Origin of the sequence: Thauera sp. GDN1 (assembly GCF_029223545.1) — a bacterium.
In the GTDB taxonomy this organism is placed as follows: domain Bacteria; phylum Pseudomonadota; class Gammaproteobacteria; order Burkholderiales; family Rhodocyclaceae; genus Thauera.
This window is the reverse complement of the sequence record NZ_CP097870.1, coordinates 2,364,285-2,390,816: the sequence shown is the minus strand read 5'-3', so window position 1 is coordinate 2,390,816 and position 26,532 is coordinate 2,364,285. Positions and strand designations below refer to the sequence as shown.

The following is a 26,532-nucleotide window of genomic DNA, read 5'->3' as shown; positions in this document are numbered from 1 at the left end:
CATGTCGGCACGCGCGCGCTTCATTCTCGCGGTCATCGTGCTGTTCCTCTTGATGACCGGCCCCTTCCTGCTGACGGCGCTGATCGTGTGGGTCGAGACCGAGGGCGAGGGCAGGGCGCTGCTGGTGAGCGTGCTGGCGCCGCATCTCGGACTGGGCACGATGCTCACCGCGCTCGGCTTCGTGGCCGGGGTCGGCGTGGTGCGCACGCTGTTCCGGCAGTACGTGCAGGGCCTGCTGCGCATGTCCGAACACCTGCGCCTGATGCTGGGCGCCAACCGCGGCTTCCGCGTCCAGCTTGAAGGGCCGCCCGAGGTGCAGGCGCTTGCGACGGCTGCGAACCAGCTCGCCTGCCAGCGCGACGAGCTCATGTGCGACGTCGAGGCGCAGATCGCGCGTGCCAAGGAATCGGTCGAACTCGAGAAGAATCGCCTCGCCACGCTGATGTCGGAGCTGACGCAGAGCGTGGTCGTGTGCAATCTCGACGGTCGCGTGCTGCTCTACAACAACCGTGCGCGCATGCAGTTCCGCGCGCTGTCGGAGGCGCCCGGGGTGGCGGGCGGGGGCGAGCTGATCGGCCTCGGCCGTTCGATCTACGGCGTCTTCGAGCGCAACCTGATCGCCCACGCGCTCGACACCATCCAGCAGCGCCTGCGCCGCGGGGTGGCGCAGCCCCAGGCCAACTTCGTCACCACGACCCGCGCCGGACAGCTGCTGCGCGTGCAGATGGCGCCGGTGCTGATGGTCGCGGCGAAGGACGAAGGAGGCGCCGGGGGCGAGGACACGGCCGGTGCCGCCGAGGCGGTGCCGGCGGCGCCGCCCGAGCGCACGGTGACCGGCTTCATCCTGATGCTGGACAACATCACGCGCAACTTCGAGACCGAATCGCGCCGCGACCAGATGCTGCACAACCTCACCGAGGGCAACCGCGCCTCGCTCGCCAACGTGCGCGCGGCGGCCGACATGCTCGAGTTCGAGGACCTCACCGACGACATGCGCACGCGCTTCCGCAAGGTGGTGCGCGACGAGGTTCAGGCGATGAGCCAGCGCCTGAACCAGACCGCCAACGAGTTCGCCGATTCGCTGAAGGCGCGCTGGCCGCTGGAGGAGATGCTCGGCGCCGACCTCATCGCCGCGGTGCAGCGCCGCATCGAGGCGCGCATCGGCCTGCCGACCAAGCTCGAGGAGGTCGACGAGTCGCTGTGGGTGAAGGTGGACAGCTTCTCGCTGATGCAGGCCATCACCTATCTGGCGAGCCGGCTGTCGGACGAGTTCGAGGTGCGCGAGGTGCGCTTCCGCCTCACCGCGGCCGGGCGCCTGGTGCACCTCGACCTGATCTGGTCCGGACAGGCGATGAGCACCGAGACGGTGATGAGCTGGGAACTCGAGGCGATGAAGATCGAGGACGAGAGCAGCCCGCTCACCGTGCGCGACGTCATCGACCGCCACGATGGCGAGATGTGGCTGGAGCGCGAGAAGGTCCGCCACCGCGCCTTCTTCCGCATCCTGCTGCCGGCGGCCACGCCCCAGGAGCAGGCCGAGCCCGACACCTACCTGCGCGGCGAGAGCCGCCCGGAATACTACGACTTCGACCTCTTCGCCTGGTCCGAGAAGTCGCACGGGCTGGAGGACAGGCTGCTGTCCGAGCTCACCTACACCGTGTTCGACACCGAGACCACCGGGCTCAACCCCTCGCAGGGCGACGAGATCATCCAGATCGGCGCCACCCGCATCCTCAACGGCAAGCTGCTGCGCAGCGAATCCTTCGAGCAGCTGGTCGATCCGCAGCGTCCGCTGGCGCCGGAGTCGGCGAAGATCCACGGCATCAGCTGCGAGATGCTGCGCGGCCAGCCCACGATCGACAAGGTGCTGCCGGCCTTCCACGCCTTCGCCGCCGACACCGTGCTGATCGCGCACAACGCCGCCTTCGACATGCGCTTCCTGCAGCTCAAGGAGGAGGAGACCGGGCTGCGCTTCGACCAGCCGGTGATCGACACCCTGCTGCTGTCGGCGGTCATCCACCCCAACCAGGAGTCGCACCGCCTGGAGGCGATCGCCGAGCGCCTGGGGCTGACCATCGTCGGTCGCCACACCGCGCTCGGTGATGCCATCGTGACCGCCGAGGTGTTCCTGAAGCTGGTGCCGCTGCTGGCCGAGAAGGGCATCCGCACGCTGCGCGATGCGCGCGAGGCGGCCGAGAAGTCCTACTACGCGCGGATCAAGTACTGATGACGCATCCACGCAGCGACGCCGGGCGGGGCCGCCCTTGAAACGCAACGTCGGCTTCGCGCGCCAGCTGCGGCGTTACTACGGCGTCTATACGCTGACCTTCGCGCTGTTCGTGGTACTGCTCGCGGTCGGCGAGTCGATGGGCCTGTCGCAGCAGCTGATCGGCCACACCTTCCTGTTCGTGACCATCGCGATCTACGCCACGATCGGGGTCATGAGCCGCACCTCCGACGTGTCGGAGTACTACGTCGCGGGCCGGCGGGTGCCGGCGCTGTTCAACGGCATGGCTACCGCCGCCGACTGGATGAGCGCCGCGTCCTTCATCGGCCTCGCCGGCACGCTGTACTTCAGCGGTTTCGAGGGACTGGCCTTCGTGACCGGGTGGACCGGGGGCTTCGTGCTGGTGGCGCTGCTGCTCGCACCCTACCTGCGCAAGTTCGGCCAGTACACGATTCCCGACTTCCTCGGCGCGCGCTACCAGGGCAACGTCGCGCGCCTGGTCGGCCTTGCCGCCGCGGTGCTGGCGAGCTTCGTCTATCTGGTGGCACAGATCTACGGCGTCGGCCTGGTGACCAGCCGCTTCGTCAGCGTCGAGTTCGAGATCGGGTTGTTCATCGGCCTGGCCGGCATCCTGGTGTGCTCCTTCCTCGGCGGCATGCGCGCGGTCACCTGGACCCAGGTCGCGCAGTACGTGATCCTGATCATCGCCTACCTGGTGCCGGTGGTGATCCTCTCCTACAAGCTCACCGGGATCCCGATTCCGCAGGCGGTGTACGGCAAGGTGCTGCAGGAAATCACCGCCCGCGAGGACGTGCTGCTCGAGGCGCCCACCGAGATCGAGGTGCGCGGCCTCTACGCCGCGCGGGCGCAGGATTTCGCCGCCAAGATCGCGGCGCTGCCCGACTCGCTGGAAGCGGAGCGCCGGAGGATGATCGAGGCGCTCAACCGGATGCGCCTGGACAGCGCCCCGGCGCGCGACATCGCGCTGACCGAGCGCGCGCTGCGCGACCTGCCGCGCACCCCGGCCGAGGCGCAGCAGATCTGGGAACGCGCACGGCTCGAGGCCCTGGAGCGTTCGAAGCCGCCTCCACGGCACGCCGAGGCCCATCCGGGGGCGACCGATCAGCAGTCGGCGGTGGCGCGCAACAACTTCCTCGCGCTGATGTTCGTGCTGATGGTCGGCACCGCGGCGCTGCCTCACATCCTGATGCGCTACTACACGACGCCGGGGGTCATGGAGGCGCGGCGCTCGGTCATGTGGTCGCTGTTCTTCATCTTCCTGCTCTACGTGACCGCGCCGGCCTATGCGGTGTTCGCCAAGTGGGAGGTCTATCACAACGTGGTCGGCTCGAGCCTGGGCATCCTGCCCGACTGGGTGGCCTCCTGGGGCAGGGTGGGGCTCGTCCGCATCGAGGATCTGAACGGCGACGGCATCCTCCAGCTCGCCGAGCTCAGCCTGAACACCGACGTGATCGTGCTCGCCACCCCGGAGATCGCCGGGCTGCCCTACGTGGTCTCGGGCCTGGTCGCGGCCGGCGGTCTGGCGGCAGCGCTGTCGACCGCCGACGGCCTGCTGCTGACGATCTCGAACGCGCTCTCCCACGACCTGTACTACAAGGTGATCAATCCCCAGGCCACGACCCACCGCAGGCTGGTGATCTCGAAGTCGCAGCTGCTGGTGGTGGCGGTGGTGGCGGCGTGGGTGGCCTCGATGCGGCCGGACAACATCCTGTTCATGGTCGGCCTGGCGTTTTCGATCGGCGGCTCGGCCTTCTTCCCGGCGCTGGTGCTGGGCATCTTCTGGAAGCGCGCCAACCGCCCCGGTGCGGTCACCGGCATGATCGCCGGGCTCGCGGTCACCATCTTCTACGTGGTGCACACTCATCCGTTCTTCGGCGGTTCGATGGCGAACGCCTGGTTCGACATCAATCCGATCTCGGCCGGCGTGTTCGGCGTGCCGCTCGGCTTTCTCACCATCGTCGTGGTCAGCCTGGTGACTAAACCGCCGCCGCGGGAGATCCAGGATCTGGTCGATTACGTACGCTATCCGGATCTGCCGGGCCAGGCGCGCCCCGATCTCTGAGCGGGTACTTGAAGCCCGGCCGTTGCGCCCCACATAGGGTTCAGTTCAACGAATCCCGAGGATGCCCACGATGCGCTTCGACAAGCTCACCACCAAGTTCCAGCAGGCCCTGGCCGATGCGCAGAGCATCGCCGTGGGCAACGACCAGCAGTTCATCGAGCCGCTGCACGTGCTGCAGGCCCTGCTCGAGCAGGACGATGGCGGCAGCGTGTCGCTGCTGCAGCGCGCCGGCGTCAATGTGCCGCCGCTGAAGACCGCGGTCGGCAAGGCCATCGGCCGCCTGCCCAAGGTCGAGGGCCATGGCGGCGAGGTCAGCATCGGCCGCGACCTCAACAACCTGCTCAACGTCACCGACCGCGAGGCGCAGAAGCGCGGCGACCAGTTCATCGCCAGCGAGATGTTCCTGCTCGCGCTCGCCGACGACAAGGGCGAGGCCGGCCGCCTGCTGAAGGAGAACGGCCTCGCGCGCAAGGCGCTGGAGGCCGCGATCGAGGCCGTGCGCGGCGGCGCCAGCGTCGGCAGCCAGGACGCCGAAGGCCAGCGCGAGTCGCTGAACAAATACTGCCTCGACCTCACCGAGCGCGCGCGCAGCGGCAAGCTCGACCCGGTGATCGGCCGCGACGACGAGATCCGCCGCGCGATCCAGATCCTGCAGCGCCGCACCAAGAACAACCCGGTGCTGATCGGCGAGCCCGGCGTGGGCAAGACCGCGATCGTCGAGGGCCTGGCCCAGCGCATCGTCAATGACGAGGTGCCCGAGACGCTGAAGGGCAAGCGCGTGCTGTCGCTCGACATGGCGGCGCTGCTCGCCGGCGCCAAATACCGCGGCGAGTTCGAGGAGCGCCTGAAGGCGGTGCTGAAGGAGATCGCCCAGGAAGAGGGCCGCATCATCGTCTTCATCGACGAGCTCCACACCATGGTGGGCGCCGGCAAGGCCGAGGGCGCGATCGACGCCGGCAACATGCTCAAGCCCGCGCTCGCGCGCGGCGAACTGCACTGCATCGGCGCCACCACGCTGGACGAATACCGCAAGTACATCGAGAAGGACGCCGCGCTCGAGCGCCGATTCCAGAAGGTGCTGGTGGACGAGCCCAGCGTCGAGGCGACCATCGCCATCCTGCGCGGCCTGCAGGAAAAGTACGAGATCCACCACGGCGTGGACATCACCGACCCGGCCATCGTCGCCGCGGCCGAGCTGTCGCACCGCTACATCACCGACCGCTTCCTGCCCGACAAGGCGATCGACCTGATCGACGAGGCGGCCGCGCGCATCAAGATGGAGATCGACTCCAAGCCCGAGGTCATGGACAAGCTCGACCGCCGCATGATCCAGCTCAAGATCGAGCGCGAGGCGGTGAAGAAGGAGAAGGACGAGGCTTCGCAGAAGCGCCTGCAGCTGATCGAGGACGAGCTCGCCAAGCTGCAGCGCGAGTACAACGACCTGGAGGAGATCTGGAAGGCGGAGAAGGCCAAGGTCGCCGGCTCGGCCCACATCAAGGAAGAGATCGACGCGCTGCGCGCGCAGATGGCCGAGTACCAGAGGAAGGGCCAGCTCGACAAGGTCGCCGAGCTGCAGTACGGCAAGCTGCCGCAGCTCGAGGGCCAGCTGAAGATGGCCGAGCAGGCCGGCGAGAACGCCGCGCCCAACAAGCTGCTGCGCACCCAGGTCGGCGCCGAGGAGATCGCCGAGGTCGTGTCGCGCGCCACCGGCATCCCGGTCAGCAAGATGATGCAGGGCGAGCGCGACAAGCTCCTGAAGATGGAAGACAAGCTGCACGAGCGCGTGGTCGGCCAGGACGAGGCCGTGCGCCTGGTGGCCGACGCCATCCGCCGTTCGCGCGCCGGCCTCTCGGACGAGAACCGCCCTTACGGTTCCTTCCTCTTCCTCGGGCCCACCGGCGTGGGCAAGACCGAGCTGTGCAAGACGCTGGCGAACTTCCTGTTCGACTCCGAGGAGCACCTGATCCGCATCGACATGAGCGAGTTCATGGAGAAGCACTCGGTCGCGCGGCTCATCGGCGCGCCGCCGGGCTACGTCGGCTACGAGGAGGGCGGCTACCTGACCGAGCAGGTGCGGCGCAAGCCCTACTCGGTGATCCTGTTCGACGAGGTCGAGAAGGCGCACCCGGATGTGTTCAACGTGCTGCTGCAGGTGCTCGACGACGGCCGCATGACCGACGGCCAGGGGCGCACGGTGGACTTCAAGAACACCGTGATCGTGATGACCTCCAACCTCGGCAGCCAGATGATCCAGGCGATGGCGGGCGACGACTACGGCGTGATCAAGCTCGCGGTGATGGCGGAAGTGAAGACCTATTTCCGGCCCGAGTTCATCAACCGCATCGACGAGGTGGTGGTGTTCCACGCCCTCGACGAGAAGCACATCGCCGGGATCGCGAAGATCCAGCTGCAGTACCTCGAGAAGCGCCTGGCGCGGCTGGAGATGGGCATGGAGATCAGCGACGCGGCGCTCGCCGAGCTGGCGACCGCCGGCTTCGACCCGGTATTCGGCGCGCGGCCGCTCAAGCGCGCGATCCAGGAGCGCATCGAGAATCCGCTGGCGAAGGCGATCCTCGAAGGCCGCTTCGCTGCCAAGGATCGCATCCGGGTGGACGCCCAGAGCGGGCAGCTCGTGTTCGAGCGCGCGCACTGAGGCTGAGGCTGCGCGGGCGCCGTCCGCAGGTCTCGGGCAGGGCAGCCGAAAGGCTGCCCTGCGGCGTTTACAGCGCCACCGCGGTCTGGAGCCAGTCGGCGAACGCCTCCGCCCTCAGTGGCCGCGAGAACAGGTAACCCTGCATCGCCTGGCAGCCGCGAGCGGCGAGATAGCTGCGCTGTTCGGCAGTCTCCACCCCTTCGGCGACCACCGCCATGCCCAGGTCGCGCCCGAGCGACAGCGCCGCCGCGGTGATCGCCGCGTCCTCGGCATTGCCGGGCAGCTCATCGACGAAGGAACGGTCGATCTTCAAACGGGCGATCGGCAGGCGTTTCAGGTAGGACAGGCCCGAGAAGCCGGTGCCGAAGTCGTCGAGGGCGAGCGTCAGGCCGAGGTCGACCAGCTCCTGCAGGCGCGCGGAGAGGTCGTCGGAGCTCGTCATCAGCGCGCTTTCGGTGATCTCCAGCTCGATGCGTCGTGGATCCGCGCCGGTTTCGGCGAGTATCCGCGCCAGCATCGGCACGAAGTCGCGCTTGCGGAACTGCAGCGCCGAGATGTTGATCGCCATCACCAGTTCGGGGAGTCCCGCGGCCGTCCACCGCACCTGCTGGCGGCAGGCTTCGCGCAGCACCCATTCGCCCAGCGGGACGATCAGCCCCGTCTCCTCGGCGAGGCCGACGAACTGGTCGGGCGCGAGCAGGCCGCGCTGCGGGTGGTTCCAGCGCACGAGCGCCTCGCAGCCGTAGGGCTTGCCGCTGGCGGCCTCGATCTGCGGCTGGTAGTGCAGCAGCAGTTCGTCGCGCTCGATTGCGCGCCGCAGCTCCGTTTCCATCACCAGGCGCTCGGTGGCGCGTGCATTCATCTCCGGGACGAAGAAGCGGAAGGTGTTGCGCCCGGCCTCCTTGGCGGAATACATCGCGGTGTCGGCATGCTTGAGCAGGGTCTCGACTTCGGCGCCGTCGTTCGGGTAGAGCGCGATGCCGATGCTGGCCGACAGATGGAGTTCGTGGCCCTCGATGTCCATCGGTTCGTTCAGCGCGCTCATGATGCGGTCGGCGACGCGCGCCGCCTCCTCGACATTCGACAGGCGCGACAGCAGCGCCACGAACTCGTCGCCGCCGAGACGGGAGAGCAGGTCCTCGTCCCGCAAGCAGCGCGCCAGCCGGCTCGCCACCGTCGCGAGCAGGCGGTCGCCGGCGGCGTGGCCGAGGGAGTCGTTCACGGTCTTGAAGTTGTCGAGGTCGAGGAAGAGGATGGCCAACTTGTCCTGGTGGCGGGTGGCCGAGGACAGGGCGATGCGGGCCTGCTCCTGCCAGGCGCTGCGGTTGTACAGCCCGGTCAGCGTGTCGTAGCGCGCGAGATAGCGGATCTTCGCCTCGGCGTCGCGGGCGCTGCTGACGTCCTGCGCGGTGCCGCGGATCCGGGTCAGCACCGCGCCCTCCCATTCGCTCTCGATGCGGAACTGGAGCGTGCGCACGGGCAGGGTGTCGGTCCTGCAGTCGAGCATGATGCGGCCGGGGCCCTGGGCGGCGCCGGCGAAGGCGTTGGCCAGCGCGGGGCGGCAGCTCGGCGACACGGTGTCGACCAGGTCGGTCAGGCTGCGCAGCTGGCTGCCATCGACGCCCAGCAGCAGATGCAGTTCGGCCGAGGCATGCAGGCCCGAGGCGCCTGCCACCGTTTCCCAACTGCCCATGCGGGCGATGCGCTGGGCCTCGATCAGCGCCGCCTGCTTCTCGTTGAGATCGGCGGTCGCGGCTTCGAGCTCGGCGGTGCGTTGCTCCACCAGGGCGTTGATGCGGCGGTTGGCGCCGGTGGTGATCAGCAGCAGCGCCCCGAGCATCGCGGTGGCGAGCAGGCCGACGGCGACGGTGGCCCATGCCGCCCAGCTCTGCAGCTGGCGCATGTATTCCGGCGTGGCGCGCAGACGCAATTCCCAATCCCGGCCGGCGAAGGAGATCGGCGCCGCATGCGCGAGCGTGTCCTCGTCCCAGCCCGGATGCGCGCTGTCGTGCTCGCCGGCGAGGCAGGTCCCGGGATCGGCGGCATCGAGGTCGACGAGGCAGCGTTCGATGTTCGCCGACCGCGAGCCCTCGAGGGCGGCGGCGACGACATCGCCGAGGCGGAAGGCGGCGGTGACGACGCCGAGCAAGGGTTCGGTGCCGGCCGCGGAGCCGGTCGCGGCAACGGGGCGGAAGACGGGGAGGTACACCGCCACGCCGTGCTGCTTACCGGTTTCCTGGATCAGGCGCATGCGGGCGGAGGCGACGGGCTGTCCGTTTGCGCGTGCGCGTGCGATCGCCTCGGCGGAGATGGCGAACGAAAGCGGATCGAGGCCGAGCGCGCTGTCGTTGATGCCCGCCGGTGCGATGTACAGGATCGGCAAGTACTCGGTGCGGCGCATGGCCGGCGCGGTCCGGCCCGCGGTGTCGCGGTCGAGGATGGCGAAGCCTGCGAGTCCGCCCGCGCGCGCGGCGCCCTCGAAGGCATCGCGGTCGGCGTCGCGGACCAGCGGATTCCAGGTGAAGCTCTGGGTGCCTGCGTTGCGTTCCATCCAGGGCGTGACGAAGGCCGAGAAATCGGTCGCGGTGACGTTCTCGCTGACCGCGAACAGGCGCTCGATCGAGCGCATCATCTCGATGTGACGGTCCAGCCGCATCTGCAGCAGGTGGGCGAGATGGGTGGCGTCGCGCTCGAACTGCCCCCGCATCCGCGTCTCCTCCCACTGCTCGACCTGGCGGTAGGCCAGGCTCAGCAGCACGAGGGCCACCGCCAGCGGCAGCGCGACGGCGAGGCGGCGTGGGCGCCATTCGTTCGCCGGGCGGCCGAAGAACACGAACATCAGCGGTACGGCCACCAGCGCGCCGAGGGTGTCACCGGCCCACCACGACCACCAGTTGAACAGTGCGACGGCGGGGGGAATCACCCCTGCCCACATCAGCGCCGATACCGCGATCGTGCAGCTCACCAGCGCGCTCGCCGGGACCACGATCGCGAGCAGTCGCACCACCGCCGCCGGGGTGTCGAGGGTGCTCGGAAAGCCGATCAGTCTTCGCGCCAGCACGGCGCCGGCGACCGCCTGCAGGGTGGCGCCAAGCGGCACGACCATCGGCCCGAGCGGGTTCCAGCCCGGCGTGCCGATCAGCGGCCAGGTGGCGGCCAGTTGCACGAGCGCGGAGCCGGCGAGCACCGCCGGCCAGTAACGCAGGCCGCAGATGATCAGGGCCGACAGTGCGATGCCGGCGGAGGGAAAGAAGGGCGCGGTATAGCCCGGCGGGATGGCGAGCCCGAGTGCGAACTGGCCCGCCAGCCAGTAGGCAAGGGTGATCGTGATCCACGGTGAACTCGGTACGCGCATTAGAAAATTATAAATTCGAGCTCATCCGGCATTTTGTGACGTATCGCATGGAGGGGGCAGAACTGCGGTGCAATGCGCTAAACTGCCGGGCTGCCGCGCGGGCCGTAGCGAAGCCGCCGGCGCTCCCCTGAGGCTTTCACGGAATTCACGATGTTCGAGGCTGTCCGCAACAACAAGCGCATTGCGCAGATCATTCTGGCGATCCTGATCGTTCCCTTCGCGTTCTTCGGCATGGACGCGTATTTCAGCGACTCCGCCACCGGCAACGAGGTGGCCAAGGTCGGGGGCAGCGCGATCAGCGCCTACGACTTCGACCAGGCCCTGCGCGAGCAGCAGGACCGTCTGCGCACCAACGCCGGCGGTCAGGTCGACCGCGCGCTGCTCGAATCCGCCGAGCTGCGCCGCGTGGTGCTCGACAACCTCATCAACCAGCGCGTGCTCGCGCTCTACGCCGCCGAGAACCGCCTGGTGGTCACGCCGCAGCAGCTGCAGGAGACGATCGCCGCGGTGCCGGCCTTCCAGGAGGAAGGCCGCTTCTCGCTGCAGCGCTACGAGAACCTAGTGCGCGCCCAGGGCATGACCCCGGCCACCTTCGAGGCCCGCCTGGCGCAGGACGTGCGGGTGCAGCAGATCGTGGCTGCGGTGGGCGACGGCGGTTTCGTGCCCCAGGCGTCGGCCCGGCGCTTCCTCGACGCCCAGCTTGAGGAGCGTCGCGTCCGCGAACTGCGTTTCGCCGCCGAGCGCCTGGGTGCCGACGCGACGGTCGGCGAGGAGCAGATCGTCGCCTACTACGAGGCCAATCCTGCGCGCTTCGAGCGTCCTGCGCGGCTGCAGGCGGAATACGTCGTGTTCGACCGCGCCGCGATCGAGCAGAAGGTGGAGATCGCCGACGAGGCGGTGCGTGCCTTCTACGACGGCAATCCGCAGCGCTTCGGCGTTCCCGAGGAACGTCAGGCGCGCCACATCCTGCTGTCGCTGCCCGCGGACGCGGCGCAGGCCGAGGTGGACAAGGTCATGAACGAGGCGAAGGCGATCGTCGACGCGCTGCGCCAGGATCCGGGCAAGTTCGCCGACCTGGCGCGCGAGAAGTCGCAGGATCCGGGCTCGGCGGGCAATGGCGGCGATCTCGGCTTCTTCGGCCGCGGCATGATGGTGGGCGCCTTCGAGGATGCGGTGTTCGCGCTCGACAAGGGCAAGATCGGCGATCCGGTGCGCAGCGAGTTCGGCGTGCACATCATCCAGGTCACCGACATCAAGCCGTCCTCGACCAGGGCGCTCGACGAGGTGCGCAGCGAGATCGTCGCCGAACTGCGCGCCCAGGAGGCGGGCCGCCGCTTCGCCGAGCTGGCCGAGCAGTTCGCCAACACGGTCTATGAGCAGCCCGACAGCCTTGCGCCGGCCGCGGAAGCGATCGGGCTCGAAGTGCGTACCAGCGACTGGATCAGCCGCGAATCGGCTCCGGAGCCGTTCAACAACGAACGCCTGCTCAACGCCCTGTTCGGCGAGGAAGCGACGCAGAAGGGGCGCAACACCGAGGCGATCGAGATCGGCAACGGCACCCTGGTGTCGGCGCGCGTGAAGACCTTCGAAGCAGCCCAGCGCCTGCCGCTGGAACAGGTGCGCAGCCGCATCGTGGACGAACTGCGCCGCGAGGCGGGTCGCAAGCAGGCACGCGAGCAGGGCGAAGCGACGCTGGCCGCGCTGGGCAAGGGCGACTCGGCCAAGGCCCAGTGGGGCGAGGAGCGCACGCTGCAGCGCGGCGCACCCGGCCTGCCCGCGGCCGCGATGCAGGCGGTGTTCTCGGCGTCTGCCGAGCCGCTGCCCGCGCACGTGGGCGTGGCGCTGGCGGAAGGCGACTACGTGATCTATCGGATCGAGGCGGTGCAGCGTCCGGAGATCGCCGCCGAGGATCCGCGCATCGCCGCGGTCGCCGCGCAATATGGGCAACTGCTCGCCGGGCGCGACTTCGGCGCCTTCCTCACCGAGCTGCGTCAGCGCTACGAGGTGCAGATCAACGCTTCGGCGCTGCAGGTGCAGCAGCAGTGAGCGCCGCGCGCTCGCGGTCCCGCACGCCGGGGCCGCGAGCGCGCGCAGGGCAGCAAGAAAAAAGCGGAACGCCCGAATCATTCGGGCGTTCCGCTTTTCATTGGTGCGCCCGGAACGCGGGCGCCGGGCTTCGGGGGGACTCTCCCCCGGAGCCCGGTGCGCTTACTGCGGCAGCGGTGCGGCGTTACCGAGCGCGGTGGTGTTGAAGCCACCATCCACGTACATGATCTCGCCGGTGATGCCACTGGCCAGATCCGAACACATGAAGGCGGCGGCGTTGCCGACCTCCTCGATCGTCACGTTGCGGCGCAGCGGCGCGTTGTGTTCGTTGAAGGCGAGCAGCTTGCCGAAGCTGCCGATGCCCGAGGCCGCGAGCGTCTTGATCGGGCCGGCGGAGATCGCGTTGGCGCGGGTGCCTTCCGGGCCGAGGGTGACGGCGAGGTAGCGCACCGAAGCCTCGAGGCTGGCCTTGGCCAGGCCCATGATGTTGTAGTTGGGCATGGTGCGCACCGCGCCCAGGTAGGACAGGGTCAGCACGCAGCCGTTGCGGCCCTTCATCATCGGACGCGCGGCCTTGGCCAGGGCCGGGAAGCTGTAGGCGCTGACTTCCTGCGAGATGCGGAAAGCCTCGCGCGACAGGCCGTCGAGGAAGTCGCCCTCGAGGGCGTCGCCGGGGGCGAAGGCGATGGAGTGCACCAGACCGTCGAGACCGTCCCAGTGCTGGCCGAGCTGTTCGAACAGGCCGGTGATCTGCTCGTCGTCCTGGACGTCGAGCGGGAACATCAGCGTGCTGTCGAAGTCGGCCGCCATCTTGGCGACACGGTCCTTGAAGCGGTCGTTCTGATAGGTGAAGGCGAGCTGCGCGCCCTCGCGGTGCATGGCCTTGGCAATGCCGTAAGCGATCGAGCGGTTGCTGAGCAGACCGGTGATCAGGATTCGTTTGCCGGCTAGAAAGCCCATGGATCGAGACTCCGAATGACAAGACGCGGATTATAGCGAAAACCCTGGCCGCGACATGCTCTTCCGATCGCATCGCGCGGTAAAACCTGCCAGAATCCGGGCTTCCCAAGATCTCCCCGCCCGCACGTGCGCTGGTCCCAACGTCTCCTTCGCGCCCTCCGCTGTGCATCGCAGTGTCCGCCCGGCCTTCTGTCGAGGCGATTCGCACGCGGCCGTGCCGCGCTCGCGTGCATGCTCGCGGCCGCGCTGGTGGCGGGCTGCGGCGCGGCGCTGAACGATCCGTATCCGGCCGGCGAGCGTGGTGCCAACGTCCTGTACACGGCCTTCACCGAGCGCCCCAAGCATCTCGACCCGGTGCAGTCCTACAGCGAGGACGAGGCGACCTTCCTGTACCAGATCGTCGAGCCGCCGCTGCAGTACCACTATCTCAAGCGTCCCTACGCGCTGGAGCCGGCGACCGCCGACGGCATGCCGAAGCTGCGCCGGCTGGATGCGAGCGGGCGCGAACTGCCGGCCACGGCCGATCCGGCGAAGGTGGCGCAGACTGTGGTCGAGGTCCGCATCCGCCCCGGCATCCTGTACCAGCCGCATCCCGCGTTCGCCACCACCTCGACCGGCGAGCCGCGCTACCAGGGCCTGAGCGCTGCCGAGCTGCACGCGGTGCGCGGGCTCGCCGACTTTGCCGAGACGGGCACACGCGAGCTGATCGCGGCCGACTACGTTTACCAGATCAAGCGCCTGGCCCATCCGCGCCTGCATTCGCCGATCTTCGAGCTGATGGCCGAGTACCTGCCCGGGCTGAAGCAGCTGCAGGCGGCGCTGGACGCGGCGGCGCGCGCGCAGCCCGAGCGTGCGAAGGAGGGGGGGGGCGACGAGACCGGAGCCGCGGGCGATCCGCCCGGGTGGCTGGACCTGGACCGTTTCGCGCTGCCGGGCGTCGAGGTGGTCGATCGCCACACCTGGCGCATCACGCTGAAGGGCGCCTATCCGCAGTTCCTGTACTGGCTGTCGATGCCCTTCTTCAGCCCGGTGCCGCGCGAGGTGGACCGCTTCTTCGCCCAGCCCGGCATGGCCGAGCGCAACCTGACGCTGGACTGGTGGCCGGTGGGCACCGGGCCCTACATGCTGGTCGAGAACAACCCGAACGCGCGCATGGTGCTGGCGCGCAACCCGAACTACCGCGCCGACCCCTACCCCTGCGAGGGCGAGGTGAGCGACGCCGAGGCCGGCCTGCTCGCCGACTGCGGCAAGACCATGCCCTTCATCGACAAGGTGGTGTTCTCCCGCGAGCGCGAGGGCATCCCGTACTGGAACAAGTTCCTGCAGGGCTACTACGACGCCTCGGGGGTGTCCTCGGACAACTTCGACCAGGCGGTGACCCTGACCAGCCAGGGCGAGGTGTCGCTGTCCGAGGACATGGAGGCCAAGGGCATCCGCCTGCTGACCTCGGTGTCGCCTTCGATCTTCTACCTCGGCTTCAACATGCTCGACCCGCTGCTCGGGGGCGGGCCGTCGAAGGCCGAGAAGGAGCGCGCGCGCAAGCTGCGCCAGGCGATCTCGGTCGCGCTCGACATGGAGGAGTTCGTGTCGATCTTCCTCAATGGCCGCGGCCTGCCGGGCATGAGCCCGCTGCCGCCGGGCATCTTCGGCGCGCGCGAGGGCAAGGCGGGGATGAATCCGGTGGTCTATGAATGGCAGGGCGGTGACGAGGACGGCCGCCCCGTGCGCCGCGGCGTCGACGAGGCGCGCAGGCTGCTCGCCGAGGCCGGCTGGCCCAACGGGCGCAACGCGCAGACCGGCGAGCCGCTGGTGATCAACCTCGACACCACCCCGGGCGGGCTGGGCGACAAGGCGCGTTCGGACTGGCTGGCGAAGAAGTTCCGCGACCTGGGGGTGCAGTTCGTGGTGCGGCCGACCGACTTCAACCGCTTCCAGGACAAGGTCCGCCAGGGCAATGCGCAGCTCTTCTTCTTCGGCTGGAACGCCGACTACCCCGACCCCGAGAACCTGCTCTTCCTGCTCCACGGCCCGCAGGGGAAGGTGAGGTTCAACGGCCAGAACGCCGCCAACTACGAGAATCCGGAATACGACGCGCTCTTCGAGCGCATGAAGGCGATGCCCGACGGTCCCGCGCGCCAGCAGATCATCGACCGCATGGTGGCCATCCTGCAGCAGGATGCGCCGTGGGTCTTCGCCTTTCATCCCATGTCGTATTCGCTGCAGCACGGCTGGGTGCTCAACCGCAAGACCGGGGCGATGGTGCGCAACACGATGAAGTACCAGCGCATCGACCTCGCGCGCCGTGAGGCCGCGCGTGCCGAGTGGAACAGGCCGGTGCTGTGGCCGCTCGCGGTGGTGGCGCTGCTGCTCGCGGGGCTGGTGGCGCCGGCGGTGATCCACTGGCGGCGGCGCGAGACGGCGACGGCAGCGGGAGGCGGGCGCTGATGCTGGCCTATCTCGTCCGCCGCGTCCTGTACGCGATCCCGATCCTGATCGGCGTGAACCTGCTCACCTTCGTGCTGTTCTTCGTCGTGAATTCGCCCGACGACATGGCGCGCATGCACATCGGCGTCAAGCGCGCCACCCCCGAGGCGATCGAGCGCTGGAAGGTCGAGCGCGGCTACGACAAGCCGATGTTCGTCAATGCCGAGGCCCGGGGCAGTGCGCGCTTCACCGACACCATCTTCTTCGACAAGTCGCTGCGCATGTTCGCGCTCGAGTTCGGCCGCGCGGACGACGGCCGCGACATTGGCCAGGAGATCCGCGATCGCATGGGGCCGTCGCTGGCGATCGCGCTGCCGACCTTCGTGCTCAGCCTGTTCGCATCGATCAGCTTCGCGCTGCTGCTGGTGTTCTTCCGCGCCTCCTACCTCGACTTCTGGGGCGTGGTGCTGTGCGTGGCGATGATGTCGATCTCCAGCCTGTTCTACATCATCGGCGGGCAGTGGCTGGTGTCCAAGCTGTGGGCGCTGGTGCCGATCTCGGGCTACGCGCCGGGGCTGGACGCCGCGCGCTTCCTGGTGCTGCCGGTGCTGATCAGCGTGCTCGCCGGCATCGGCTCCTCCGCGCGCTGGTACCGCACGATCTTCCTGGAGGAGATCTCCAAGGACTACGTGCGCACCGCACGCGCGAAGGGCCTGTCCGAGCTCGCGGTGCTGTTCCGCCACGTGCTGCGCAACGCGCTGATCCCGATCCTGACCGGGGTGGTGGTGGTGATTCCGCTGCTGTTCATGGGCAGCCTGCTGGTGGAGTCCTTCTTCGCGATTCCCGGCCTGGGTAGCTACACCATCGACGCGATCAACGCGCAGGACTTCGCGGTGGTGCGGGCGATGGTGTTCATCGGTTCGGTGCTGTACATCATCGGCCTGATCCTCACCGACATCTCGTACACGCTGGTAGACCCGAGGGTGAGGCTGGAATGAGCGCGCCGATGAGTTTCCAGCCCGTGCTGCTGTGGACCGATGCGCTGCTGTTCCTGCTCGTCGGCCTCGGCCTGCTGGCTGCACTGCATGTGCGCGGCCAGGCGCCGCTGCGCGAGGCCTGGCGCAAGGTCGGCAAGCGCCCGACCGGCATGGCGGCGGCAACCGTGCTGGGCGCGTTCCTGATGATCGGAATGCTCGACAGCCTGCATTACCGTCCGCTGCTGCCGCCGGTGGACGCAGTGGAGCCCACAGGCGGGGGCATGCCGGCGGCGTCCGGGGCGGCCGAGGGGGGGCAGGCGGGGAGCAGGGCGTCCGCGGCCGAGAACGCCGCGCCGGGCGCGGTGTATTCCACCGAAGTGCTGTCCGTGCTCGATGCGCTGCTCTCGCCGCTGCGCGCGCAGACCGAGAAGACCTATTCGGCGCCATTCGCCTGGACCCTCTACCAGCGCGAGACCATGGAACTGCCCGACGGCCGCCAGGTGCGCGACTACCCGCGGCTGACGCACGGCGCCGCACACCTGCAGACGCCTGCCGAGGCACGCTCGGGCGACGTCGGCGCACGCCTGCTGCGCGCGGCGGGGCAGGCCGCGCTGTGGTGGGCGGGTGCCTTCCTGCTGCTGGCGACCCTGGTCTGGCGCGGCAGCGGCCTGGGCTGGGGCGAGGTCGCGTGGGCGATGCTGAGCGGCCACACCGTGCTGGCCTGGCGCGCCGCGCTGGTGACGCTGGGCGTGCTGGTGCTGATCGTGTCCGCCTGCATCGAGCTGGTGCCCTACTACCACGTGCTCGGCACCGACAAGGTGGGGCAGGACGTGCTCTACCTGGCGCTCAAGAGCGTGCGCACCGCGCTGGTGATCGGCACCATCACCACGCTGGTGATGATGCCCTTCGCGGTCGCGCTCGGCATCGCCGCGGGCTACCTGGGCGGCTGGGTGGATGACGCTGTGCAGTATGTCTACACCGTGCTCAACGCCATACCGGGCGTGCTGCTGATCGCCGCCGCGGTACTGATGATGCAGGTGGTCATCGACACCAACCCGCAGTGGTTCGACACCGCCGCCGAGCGCTCCGACGCGCGCCTGCTGGCCTTGTGCTTCATCCTCGGCATCACCAGCTGGACCGGACTCGCACGCCTGCTGCGCGGCGAGACCCTGAAGCTGCGCGAGCTCGAATACGTGCAGGCGGCGCGCGCCTTCGGGGTGAAGACGCCGGCCATCCTGCGCCGGCACATCCTGCCCAACGTGATGCACATCGTGATGATCGCGCTGGTGATGGACTTCTCCGGCCTGGTGCTGGCCGAGGCGGTGCTGTCCTACGTCGGCATCGGCGTCGATCCGACCACGATCAGCTTCGGCACCATGATCAACATGGCGCGCGCCGAACTCGCGCGCGAACCCATGGTCTGGTGGTCATTGGCAGCGGCCTTCGTGTTCATGTTCGTGCTGGTGCTGGCCGCGAACCTGTTCGCCGACATTGTGCGCGATGCCTTCGACCCCCGCCGCGGATGAATCCGCCGAGTGCCCATGAAAGACCTTCGATTCGACAACCGCTTCGTACGCGAGCTGCCCGGCGACCCCGAGCAAGGGCGGCATGTGCGCCAGGTGCATGGGGCGTGCTACTCGCGGGTCGAGCCCACCCCGGTGCGCGCGCCCAGACTGCTGGCGTGGTCGCGCGAGGTCGCCGATCTGCTCGGCTTCGATGCGGCCGACGTGCATGGCCAGCAGTTCGCGGATGTCTTCGGCGGCAATGCGCTGCTCCCGGGCATGGAGCCCTACGCCGCGTGCTACGGCGGCCATCAGTTCGGCAACTGGGCGGGACAGCTCGGCGACGGGCGGGCGATCACGCTCGGCGAGACGATCGATCCGCAGGGCCAGCGCTGGGAGCTGCAGCTGAAGGGCGCCGGCCCGACGCCCTATTCGCGCCGCGCCGACGGGCGGGCGGTGCTGCGCTCCTCGCTGCGCGAATTCCTCTGCAGCGAGGCGATGCATCACCTCGGCGTGCCGACGACGCGTGCGCTGAGCCTGGTCGCGACCGGGGAAGAGGTGGTCCGCGACATGTTCTACGACGGTCGTGCGCGCCCCGAGCCGGGGGCGGTGGTGTGCCGGGTGGCGCCGTCCTTCATCCGCTTCGGCAACTTCGAGATCTTCGCCGCGCGCGGCGAGGAGCCGCTGCTCGAGCGCCTGATCGACTTCACCATCGAGCGCGATTTTCCCGAGCTGGTCGAGACCGAGCCCGATCGGGCGCGGCGGCGCGTGCGCTGGTTCGAGGAGGTGTGCCGGCGCACCGCGGTGCTGATGGCGCACTGGATGCGGGTGGGCTTCGTGCATGGGGTCATGAACACCGACAACATGTCCATCCTCGGGCTCACCATCGACTACGGCCCCTATGGCTGGATCGATAACTTCGACCCCGAATGGACGCCGAATACCACCGACGCCGGCGGGCGGCGCTACCGTTTCGGCCACCAGCCGCGCATCGCGCACTGGAACCTGTGGCAGCTGGCCAATGCCGTGTACCCGGTGATCCGCGAGGTCGAGCCGCTCGAGCGCGCGCTCGTCGCCTATGCCGAGCTCCACGAGACCGAGTACCGGCGCATGATGCAGGGCAAGCTGGGCCTGGCGACCTGGCAGGCGGGCGAGGCGGGGGACGACGGCCTGCTCGACACCTTGCACCGCCTGCTCGAGCGCGGCGAGGTGGACATGACGATCTTCTTCCGCCGCCTGGCCGACCTGGATCTCGATGCGCCGGCGCTGGGGCTGTTCGAGGAGGCCTTCTACGACCCGACGCGCCGTGCCGCGGTCGAGCCCGAGCTGCTCGGCTGGCTGCACGACTACGCTGCGCGTGCGCGCAGCGAGGGGATGCCGGCGGCGTTGCGGCGGGCGGGCATGGACGGCGTCAATCCGCTCTACGTGCCGCGCAATTACCTTGCCCAGCAGGCCATCGACGCTGCCGAGGCGGGCGAGCTCGGGGAGCTGGAGACTCTGTTCGAGGTGCTGCGCCAGCCCTACGTGGAGCAGCCGGGCCGCGAGCGCTTCGCCGCCCGGCGCCCGGACTGGGCGCGCAACCGGGCCGGATGCTCGATGCTGTCCTGCAGTTCCTGAGCTGCATGTTCGCGAGCGGTTCTTTGGGTGTATCTTCTCCGTCGTACGGCGAATGTTCATGACACATTGCCCGGCCTGAGTTCGAACCAGAGGATCCGCCGGCGGCGAGATCCCGCTCCGGGTGACAAGAGCCTGTCCTGAATCGCCTTGCGCCAGTCTGAGGGGGCTGCCTTGCGCGTGCGTGCGATCGTCCAAACTGCGTCCGTCCGGGAAGCGCTTGCCGCCATGCCCATGTTGCGTGGCTGCGCCGACCCGGTGCTGGACGTGCTCGAAAAGGGTGCGCAGTTCGTGCGCCTGAGTTCCGGCGCCTCGGTGTTCGAGCGTGGCTCGATGCCGAGCGGGCTGTTTTTCGTGCGCAGCGGCGCGGTCAGGCTGATGTCGCTGTGCCCGGAAGGGCGCCCCAAAGTCGTGGAGATCTTCGAGCCGGGCGGCATGTTCGGCGAGATCGGCGTATTCACCGGGCAGCCCTACCGGACCTGGACGCAGGCCATCGGCGCGGCGGTGCTGATCCAGGTGTCGCGCGAGCGCATCCTGGAGGCGGTCGCGATGGATGCCGCGCTCTCCAATCGCATGCTCGCCGCGGTGTGCGCGCGCATCCAGCGCCTGATCGACGCGATCAGCAGTACCGCTGCGGGGACGGCTTCGGTGCGGGTGGCGAACTATCTGCTCGACCAGCTCGCGCGCACGCCGCGTGGCGATGCCTGCATCGTGCTGCCGGCGCCGAAGAAGGCGATCGCCTCCCTGCTCAATCTCACGCCGGAGACCTTCTCGCGCGTGCTGCGCGGCCTGATGGAGGAGGGCACCCTCGTGGTCGGCGGCCGGCGCATCCACGTGCGTGACCGGGCACGACTCGCCGGCATGGTCAGCGCCGAGGCCGGGCCTGCCGTGTCCGTCGTCACCGCCGCCGCGTCGTCCGCCGCCCGGTCGATCGCCGCGTCCGCAGGCTGAGTCGCCGGACTGCTGCGGCGTGCGTGCCTAGTTCAGCCGTCCCGCCACCTGCGGGAAGACGTGCTCCAGGCCCTTGAGCTCCTGCCGGTGACGTTCGGCGATGCGGCTGACCAGGCGTTCGCCGGAGTCGGTGAGATGGACCTCGACAGCGCGCCGGTCCTCGCGCCCCGGGCGGCGTTCGACGAGGCCGAGCTTTTCGCAGCGTGATACCAGGGAAACGACGCCATGCGGGTGGGCCTGCAGGCGCTCGGCCAGTTCGCCGATGTTCGCCCATTCACGTCCGGGGAAGCCCTTGACCTGCAGCAGCAACAGGTACTGCAGGTTGGTGATGCCATGGCGGCGGGTCAGCAGTTCGGAAAAGCGCAAGAAGCGACGCAACTGGTAGCGGAAGTCGGCCAGCGCCTCGAACTCGGATTTCTCGAGGGCTGATCCTTCGGTAGCGGTCGGGGCGGTGGTTTTGCTCATGGGGGCCGATTCTAATCCGATGGCAGGCTCTGCGGTTCCGGCGGGTCTGGCCGGGGCGCTCACGCCTTGACCCGCATCAGGCGCTGCTTCTCGCGCTCCCAGTCCTTCTTCTTCTCGTCCTCGCGCTTGTCGTGCAGCTTCTTGCCCTTGGCCAGCCCGATCTCGAGCTTGATCAGGCCCTTCTTGTAGTGCATGTCGAGCGGCACCAGGGTGTAGCCGGCGCGCTCGACCTTGCCGATCAGGCGGGCGATTTCCTTCTTGTGCAGCAGCAGCTTGCGGGTGCGGGTGGGATCGTGGCGGACATGGCTGGAGGCCGTGGTCAGCGGCGTGATGTGCATGCCGAACAGGAAGATCTCCTCGCCGCGGATCACCACGTAGGATTCCTTGATGTTGGCGCGCCCGGCGCGGATGGCCTTCACTTCCCAGCCCTCGAGGACCATGCCGGCCTCGTGCCGCTCTTCGATGAAGTAGTCGTGGACAGCCTTGCGGTTCTCGATGATGCTCATGGTGCGATGGTTCCTGAGGGCGCGCTTCGGGCCACGAAGGCAGGGCCCGCATGCGGTAGAATCGCGCATTTTAACAGTTCGGCTGCGAGCCCGTTCCGGCCGCTGCGCAGTTCCGACCCCCTTGCCCGCCCATGGCCGAAGTCAAGAAGCTCGTCCTGATCGAATTCACCCCCGCGCAGATGTTCGAGCTCGTCGACCGCTGCGAGGACTATCCGCAGTTCCTGCCCTGGTGCGGCGGCGCCGACGTGCTCAAGCGCACCGACACCGTCACCGCGGCGACGCTGCACATCAACTACCACGGCATCAAGGCGCAGTTCAGCACGGAAAACGACAAGCGCCATCCGTACGAGATGAACCTGCGCCTGACCGACGGGCCGTTCACCCACCTGGACGGGCACTGGCAGTTCACCCCGCTCGGCGATACCGCCTGCAAGGTCGAATTCCAGCTGCGCTACCAGTTTGCGAGCAAGCTGCTCGAGAAGGTGCTGGGGCCGGTGTTCAACCACATCGCCAACACCTTCGTCGATTCCTTCGTGAAACGCGCCGGACAGATCTACCAGCCGCCGGGGCGGGGAGCCTGAACATGAGTGCGATGATTCGCGTCGAAGTCGTCTATGCCTTGCCGCAGCGTCAGGAGCTGGTCGAGGTCAGGGTGGCCGAGGGGGCGACCGTCCGCCAGGCCGTCGAGGCCTCGGGCCTGCTCGAGAAGTATCCGGACATCGAGCTCGACCGCCGCAACAAGCTCGGCATCTATGCCAAGCTGGTCAAGGCCGATACCGAGCTGCGCGACCGCGACCGGGTCGAGATCTATCGTCCGCTGATCGCAGACCCGAAGGCGGTGCGCAAGAAGCGCGCGGACGAGGGCAAGGTCATGAAGAAGGGCGGCGGATCGGCAGACGAGGAGGCGTGACGGAGATGGCTGGCTCGGATGCTGCCAGCCTTTCCGGAAACCGCCTGTCCGAGTCGTCCTCGGCGTCGGCAGCGGGGGTGTCGGCCGGCCCCGAGCTGCCCGCTTACTGCTTGCAGTGCGCGCCCATCTGCTGCTGCAGGCGTTCGATTTCCGCGTCGCGCGTCGCGTCGTCGAGGAATTCGCGTTCGCCGGCGGCGTTGAAGCGGCTGACCCGCTGCCCCGACTGCAGCGCCGTGAGCTGGTTGCGTGCCTGTTCGCAGAAGCGCTGTCGTTCCGCCTCGCGCGCCGCTTCCTCGCCGGCCTTCGCTTCGGCCTCGGCGGCAGCGGCGCGGCGCTCGCGGAAGGCCTGCTCGCGCTCGGCCAGCGTGGCCGGCCCCTTGGGCACGGCCGCGTCGTTTGCGGGCGTTCCACCGTTGTCGGTCGCTGGCGCAGGCGTCGGCGCCGGTCTGGGTGCGGTCGCGCCCTTGATCACGCTTACCTCGCCGGTGGCGGGCGGCGTGTCGCTGAAATGGACGCGGCCACCCCCGTCCTTCCAGGTGTAGATCTGGGCGAACGCGGGAAGCGCCGCGAACAGGGCGACGATGAGCACGGTACGGCGAATCATGCGGAAATCTCCCTGGTGCGGCGCTTACATGGCGCTTTTGGGCTCTGTATAATACGGATTTGGTCGAAAGGAAAAAAGCCATGCGAGTGATTCAGAAGGCGCTGACCTTCGATGACGTCCTTCTCGTTCCCGCCCACTCCACGGTTCTCCCGCGCGATGTGAGCCTGCAGAGCCAGGTCACGCGGCGCATCCGCCTGAACATTCCCCTCGTGTCTGCCGCCATGGATACGGTGACCGAAAGCCGTCTCGCGATCGCGCTGGCGCAGGAAGGCGGAATCGGCGTGGTGCACAAGAACCTGACGCCGGCCCAGCAGGCGGCCGAGGTGCACAAGGTCAAGCGCCACGAGTCCGGCATCCTCAAGGACCCGATCACCATCCCGCCGACGATGACCGTGGGCGAGGTCATCGCGCTGCAGCGCCAGCACCGCTTCTCCGGCGTGCCGGTCGTGGAGGGCGGCAAGGTGGTGGGCATCGTCACCAACCGCGACACCCGCTTCGAGACCAATCTGGACCAGCTGGTCTCCGAGATCATGACGCCGCAGGCCCGCCTGGTCACCGTGCGCGAAGGCGCCAGCCTCGACGAGGCGCGCGAGCTGCTGCGCGTGCACCGCCTCGAGCGCGTGCTGGTGATGAACGATGCCGGCGAGCTGTGCGGCCTCATCACCGTCAAGGACATGATGAAGTCCACCGAGCACCCGTTCGCCGCCAAGGACGACCAGGGCCGCCTGCGCGTGGCTGCCGCGATCGGTGTCGGTGCCGGCACCGAGGAGCGTGCCGAGCTGCTGGCCGAGGCCGGCGTGGATATGATCGTGGTCGATACCGCCCATGGTCACTCGCAGGGCGTGCTCGACCGCGTGAACTGGGTCAAGAAGAACTTCCCGCAGATCGAGGTCGTCGGCGGCAACATCGCCACTGCCGACGCAGCGCGTGCGCTGGTCGACTCGGGGGCCGATGGCGTCAAGGTCGGCATCGGCCCGGGCTCGATCTGCACCACCCGCATCGTCGCCGGTGTCGGCGTGCCCCAGATCAGCGCGATCGACAACGTCGCCAACGCGCTGGCCGGCACGGGCGTGCCGATGATCGCCGACGGCGGCATCCGCTTCTCGGGCGACATCGCCAAGGCGATTGCCGCGGGCGCCAACGTCGTGATGCTGGGCGGCCTGTTCGCCGGCACCGAAGAGGCGCCGGGCGAGACGGTGCTGTTCCAGGGTCGTTCCTACAAGTCCTACCGTGGCATGGGTTCGCTGGGCGCGATGGAGAAGGGCGCGGCCGACCGTTACTTCCAGGACGAGAACACCGGCAACATCGACAAGCTGGTGCCCGAGGGCATCGAAGGTCGGGTGCCCTACAAGGGCTCGGTCGGTGTCGTCATCCACCAGCTCGTCGGCGGCCTGCGCGCCTCGATGGGCTACCTCGGCTGCCCGGACATCCCGGCCATGCACGAGCGCGCCCAGTTCGTGCAGATCAGCTCGGCCGGCATGCGTGAATCGCACGTCCACGACGTGCAGATCACCAAGGAAGCGCCGAACTACCAGATCAGCTGATCGGACGGGGCTCACCTTCCCAGGCGGCTGCGAAGCCGCCTTTCCTTTTTTGACGCACGAGACATTCGCGCCATGGCTCACCAGAAAATCCTCATCCTCGACTTCGGTTCCCAGGTCTCCCAGCTGATCGCGCGCCGCGTGCGCGAACAGCAGGTCTACTGCGAGCTGCATCCCTTCGACGTGTCGGAAGAATTCGTGCGCGGCTTCGGCGCCCAGGGCGTGATCCTGTCGGGTGGCCCGAACTCGGTCTATGAAGCCGAAGACTGGCGCGCGCCGCAGGCGGTGTTCGAGCTCGGCGTGCCGGTGCTGGGCATCTGCTACGGCATGCAGACCATGGCCAGTCAGCTCGGCGGCAAGGTCGAGAGCGCCGCCAAGCGCGAGTTCGGCTATGCCGAGATGCGCGCGCGCGGGCACTCGAAGCTGTTCGAGGGCATCGAGGACCGTACCAACGCCGAGGGCCACGGCCTGCTCGACGTGTGGATGAGCCACGGCGACAAGGTCACCGCGCTGCCGCCGGGCTTCAAGGTCATCGGCAGCAACGAATCCACCCCGATCGCGGCGATGGCCGACGAGGTGCGCGGCTTCTACGGCGTGCAGTTCCACCCCGAGGTCACGCACACGATCAAGGGCAAGGAGATGATCGCGCGCTTCGTGCACGACATCTGCGGCTGCGGCCACGACTGGAACATGCCCGACTACATCGAGGAGGCGGTGCAGAGGATCCGCGACCAGGTGGGCGACGAGGAGGTCATCCTCGGCCTGTCGGGCGGCGTGGACTCCTCGGTGGCGGCCGCGCTGATCCATCGCGCGATCGGCGACCAGCTCACCTGCGTGTTCGTCGACCACGGCCTGCTGCGCCTGAACGAAGGCAAGCTGGTGATGGAGATGTTCGCCGGCCGCCTGCATGCCAAGGTCGTGCATGTGGATGCGACCGAGCAGTTCATGGGCCACCTCAAGGGTGTCACCGACCCCGAGCAGAAGCGCAAGATCATCGGCCGCGAGTTCGTCGAGGTGTTCCAGGCCGAGGCGAAGAAGCTGCCGAACGCGAAGTGGCTGGCCCAGGGCACGATCTACCCCGACGTGATCGAGTCCGGCGGCGCCAAGAGCAAGAAGGCGCACACGATCAAGAGCCACCACAACGTCGGCGGCCTGCCCGAGACCCTGGGCCTGAAGCTGCTCGAGCCGCTGCGCGACCTGTTCAAGGACGAAGTGCGCGAGCTCGGTGTGGCCCTCGGCCTGCCGCACGACATGGTGTATCGCCACCCCTTCCCGGGCCCTGGCCTGGGCGTGCGCATCCTCGGCGAGGTCCGCCAGGACTTCGCCGAGCTGCTGCGCCGCGCCGATGCGATCTTCATCGACGAGCTGCGCGCCGCCGATTGGTACGACAAGACCAGCCAGGCCTTCGCGGTCTTCCTGCCGGTCAAGAGCGTGGGCGTGATGGGCGATGGCCGCACCTACGAATACGTGGTGGCGCTGCGCGCGGTGCAGACCCAGGACTTCATGACCGCGCACTGGGCGGAGCTGCCGCACAGCCTGCTCGGCAAGGTCAGCAACCGGATCATCAACGAAGTGCGCGGCATCAACCGCGTCGTCTACGACATCTCGGGCAAGCCGCCGGCGACGATCGAGTGGGAATGATCACCCGTTCCATATGAACCGCGCGGCAGCATCGTCGCCTCGGGAAGCCCGCCCTCGTGCGGGCTTTTTTGCG

General features: G+C 68.5%; 18 protein-coding genes. 13 read left to right on the top strand and 5 right to left on the bottom strand.

Features of this window, described 5'->3' with window-relative positions:
* Position 1: 1 nt before the first annotated feature.
* The 3 genes from CKCBHOJB_RS11015 (at position 2) to clpB (ending at position 6,963) form a co-directional block, all read left to right on the top strand.
* Entirely contained in the window at positions 2 to 2,227 is a 2,226-nt protein-coding gene (locus CKCBHOJB_RS11015) for an exonuclease domain-containing protein (protein WP_281048715.1), read from the top strand.
* Between the two features lie 37 nt (positions 2,228 to 2,264).
* A complete protein-coding gene (locus CKCBHOJB_RS11010) occupies positions 2,265 to 4,310 on the top strand; it encodes a VC_2705 family sodium/solute symporter (RefSeq protein WP_281048714.1) in 2,046 nt (681 codons plus the stop codon).
* 70 nt (positions 4,311 to 4,380) lie between these two features.
* Positions 4,381 to 6,963, top strand: a complete 2,583-nt coding sequence (clpB, locus tag CKCBHOJB_RS11005; protein WP_281051677.1) for an ATP-dependent chaperone ClpB — start codon at positions 4,381 to 4,383, stop codon at positions 6,961 to 6,963.
* A 67-nt stretch (positions 6,964 to 7,030) separates the two neighbouring features.
* On the opposite strand, the gene CKCBHOJB_RS11000 is transcribed toward clpB, so the two are convergent.
* Positions 7,031 to 10,318, bottom strand: a complete 3,288-nt coding sequence (locus CKCBHOJB_RS11000) for an EAL domain-containing protein (protein WP_281048713.1) — start codon at positions 10,316 to 10,318, stop codon at positions 7,031 to 7,033.
* A 150-nt stretch (positions 10,319 to 10,468) separates the two neighbouring features.
* On the opposite strand from CKCBHOJB_RS11000, the gene CKCBHOJB_RS10995 reads away from it, so the two are divergent.
* Entirely contained in the window at positions 10,469 to 12,364 is a 1,896-nt protein-coding gene (locus tag CKCBHOJB_RS10995; protein ID WP_281048712.1) for a SurA N-terminal domain-containing protein, read from the top strand.
* A gap of 162 nt (positions 12,365 to 12,526) precedes the next feature.
* Here the strand turns inward: CKCBHOJB_RS10995 and fabI are convergent, their stop codons facing one another.
* The gene (gene fabI / locus CKCBHOJB_RS10990) at positions 12,527 to 13,324 is read right to left on the bottom strand and encodes an enoyl-ACP reductase FabI (protein ID WP_281048711.1); all 798 of its coding nucleotides are present in this window, start codon (positions 13,322 to 13,324) and stop codon (positions 12,527 to 12,529) included.
* A gap of 231 nt (positions 13,325 to 13,555) precedes the next feature.
* On the opposite strand from fabI, the gene CKCBHOJB_RS10985 reads away from it, so the two are divergent.
* The 5 genes from CKCBHOJB_RS10985 to CKCBHOJB_RS10965 all read left to right on the top strand — a co-directional run bounded on the left by CKCBHOJB_RS10985 (position 13,556) and on the right by CKCBHOJB_RS10965 (position 20,792).
* On the top strand, positions 13,556 to 15,769 hold the full coding sequence (locus CKCBHOJB_RS10985) for an ABC transporter substrate-binding protein (protein WP_281048710.1): 2,214 nt from the start codon (positions 13,556 to 13,558) through the stop codon (positions 15,767 to 15,769).
* Positions 15,769 to 16,746: an ABC transporter permease gene (locus CKCBHOJB_RS10980; RefSeq protein WP_281048709.1), complete on the top strand. Its 978-nt coding sequence runs from the start codon at positions 15,769 to 15,771 to the stop codon at positions 16,744 to 16,746. Before CKCBHOJB_RS10985 ends, CKCBHOJB_RS10980 begins: the two co-directional genes overlap by 1 nt.
* Before the next feature lie 8 nt (positions 16,747 to 16,754).
* On the top strand, positions 16,755 to 18,251 hold the full coding sequence (locus CKCBHOJB_RS10975; RefSeq protein ID WP_281048708.1) for an ABC transporter permease: 1,497 nt from the start codon (positions 16,755 to 16,757) through the stop codon (positions 18,249 to 18,251).
* 15 nt (positions 18,252 to 18,266) lie between these two features.
* Positions 18,267 to 19,844: a protein adenylyltransferase SelO gene (locus CKCBHOJB_RS10970; RefSeq protein WP_281048707.1), complete on the top strand. Its 1,578-nt coding sequence runs from the start codon at positions 18,267 to 18,269 to the stop codon at positions 19,842 to 19,844.
* Positions 19,845 to 20,069: 225 nt separating this feature from the next.
* Positions 20,070 to 20,792 (top strand): Crp/Fnr family transcriptional regulator, encoded by a 723-nt coding sequence (locus CKCBHOJB_RS10965; RefSeq protein ID WP_281048706.1) that lies wholly within the window; start codon positions 20,070 to 20,072, stop codon positions 20,790 to 20,792.
* Positions 20,793 to 20,819: 27 nt separating this feature from the next.
* On the opposite strand, the gene CKCBHOJB_RS10960 is transcribed toward CKCBHOJB_RS10965, so the two are convergent.
* Positions 20,820 to 21,257, bottom strand: a complete 438-nt coding sequence (locus CKCBHOJB_RS10960) for a MarR family transcriptional regulator (protein ID WP_281048705.1) — start codon at positions 21,255 to 21,257, stop codon at positions 20,820 to 20,822.
* Between the two features lie 59 nt (positions 21,258 to 21,316).
* Entirely contained in the window at positions 21,317 to 21,763 is a 447-nt protein-coding gene (gene smpB, locus CKCBHOJB_RS10955) for an SsrA-binding protein SmpB (protein ID WP_281048704.1), read from the bottom strand.
* Positions 21,764 to 21,894: 131 nt separating this feature from the next.
* Here smpB and CKCBHOJB_RS10950 point away from each other — a divergent pair, with 131 nt between their 5' ends.
* Together CKCBHOJB_RS10950 and CKCBHOJB_RS10945 are read left to right on the top strand one after the other, a co-directional pair.
* A complete protein-coding gene (locus CKCBHOJB_RS10950; protein ID WP_281048703.1) occupies positions 21,895 to 22,344 on the top strand; it encodes a type II toxin-antitoxin system RatA family toxin in 450 nt (149 codons plus the stop codon).
* Positions 22,345 to 22,346: 2 nt separating this feature from the next.
* On the top strand, positions 22,347 to 22,673 hold the full coding sequence (locus CKCBHOJB_RS10945; RefSeq protein ID WP_281048702.1) for an RnfH family protein: 327 nt from the start codon (positions 22,347 to 22,349) through the stop codon (positions 22,671 to 22,673).
* A gap of 103 nt (positions 22,674 to 22,776) precedes the next feature.
* On the opposite strand, the gene CKCBHOJB_RS10940 is transcribed toward CKCBHOJB_RS10945, so the two are convergent.
* Entirely contained in the window at positions 22,777 to 23,277 is a 501-nt protein-coding gene (locus CKCBHOJB_RS10940; RefSeq protein WP_281048701.1) for a DUF4124 domain-containing protein, read from the bottom strand.
* A gap of 80 nt (positions 23,278 to 23,357) precedes the next feature.
* Here CKCBHOJB_RS10940 and guaB point away from each other — a divergent pair, with 80 nt between their 5' ends.
* Positions 23,358 to 24,821: an IMP dehydrogenase gene (guaB, locus tag CKCBHOJB_RS10935; RefSeq protein WP_281048700.1), complete on the top strand. Its 1,464-nt coding sequence runs from the start codon at positions 23,358 to 23,360 to the stop codon at positions 24,819 to 24,821.
* Positions 24,822 to 24,893: 72 nt separating this feature from the next.
* On the top strand, positions 24,894 to 26,459 hold the full coding sequence (gene guaA, locus CKCBHOJB_RS10930; RefSeq protein WP_281048699.1) for a glutamine-hydrolyzing GMP synthase: 1,566 nt from the start codon (positions 24,894 to 24,896) through the stop codon (positions 26,457 to 26,459).
* Positions 26,460 to 26,532: the final 73 nt, after the last annotated feature.

What these genes read in the sequence shown, in the direction of transcription:
- CKCBHOJB_RS10995 (WP_281048712.1), top strand. Translation starts at nt 10,469, where the DNA reads ATGTTCGAGGCTGTCCGCAACAACAAGCGCATTGCGCAGATCATTCTG.
- smpB (WP_281048704.1), bottom strand. Translation starts at nt 21,763, where the DNA reads ATGAGCATCATCGAGAACCGCAAGGCTGTCCACGACTACTTCATCGAA.
- CKCBHOJB_RS10975 (WP_281048708.1), top strand. Translation starts at nt 16,755, where the DNA reads ATGAGTTTCCAGCCCGTGCTGCTGTGGACCGATGCGCTGCTGTTCCTG.
- CKCBHOJB_RS10960 (WP_281048705.1), bottom strand. Translation starts at nt 21,257, where the DNA reads ATGAGCAAAACCACCGCCCCGACCGCTACCGAAGGATCAGCCCTCGAG.
- CKCBHOJB_RS10965 (WP_281048706.1), top strand. Translation starts at nt 20,070, where the DNA reads ATGCCCATGTTGCGTGGCTGCGCCGACCCGGTGCTGGACGTGCTCGAA.
- CKCBHOJB_RS10985 (WP_281048710.1), top strand. Translation starts at nt 13,556, where the DNA reads ATGCTCGCGGCCGCGCTGGTGGCGGGCTGCGGCGCGGCGCTGAACGAT.
- guaB (WP_281048700.1), top strand. Translation starts at nt 23,358, where the DNA reads ATGCGAGTGATTCAGAAGGCGCTGACCTTCGATGACGTCCTTCTCGTT.
- CKCBHOJB_RS10970 (WP_281048707.1), top strand. Translation starts at nt 18,267, where the DNA reads ATGAAAGACCTTCGATTCGACAACCGCTTCGTACGCGAGCTGCCCGGC.
- fabI (WP_281048711.1), bottom strand. Translation starts at nt 13,324, where the DNA reads ATGGGCTTTCTAGCCGGCAAACGAATCCTGATCACCGGTCTGCTCAGC.
- clpB (WP_281051677.1), top strand. Translation starts at nt 4,381, where the DNA reads ATGCGCTTCGACAAGCTCACCACCAAGTTCCAGCAGGCCCTGGCCGAT.
- CKCBHOJB_RS10940 (WP_281048701.1), bottom strand. Translation starts at nt 23,277, where the DNA reads ATGATTCGCCGTACCGTGCTCATCGTCGCCCTGTTCGCGGCGCTTCCC.
- CKCBHOJB_RS10980 (WP_281048709.1), top strand. Translation starts at nt 15,769, where the DNA reads ATGCTGGCCTATCTCGTCCGCCGCGTCCTGTACGCGATCCCGATCCTG.
- guaA (WP_281048699.1), top strand. Translation starts at nt 24,894, where the DNA reads ATGGCTCACCAGAAAATCCTCATCCTCGACTTCGGTTCCCAGGTCTCC.
- CKCBHOJB_RS11015 (WP_281048715.1), top strand. Translation starts at nt 2, where the DNA reads ATGTCGGCACGCGCGCGCTTCATTCTCGCGGTCATCGTGCTGTTCCTC.
- CKCBHOJB_RS10945 (WP_281048702.1), top strand. Translation starts at nt 22,347, where the DNA reads ATGAGTGCGATGATTCGCGTCGAAGTCGTCTATGCCTTGCCGCAGCGT.
- CKCBHOJB_RS11000 (WP_281048713.1), bottom strand. Translation starts at nt 10,318, where the DNA reads ATGCGCGTACCGAGTTCACCGTGGATCACGATCACCCTTGCCTACTGG.
- CKCBHOJB_RS10950 (WP_281048703.1), top strand. Translation starts at nt 21,895, where the DNA reads ATGGCCGAAGTCAAGAAGCTCGTCCTGATCGAATTCACCCCCGCGCAG.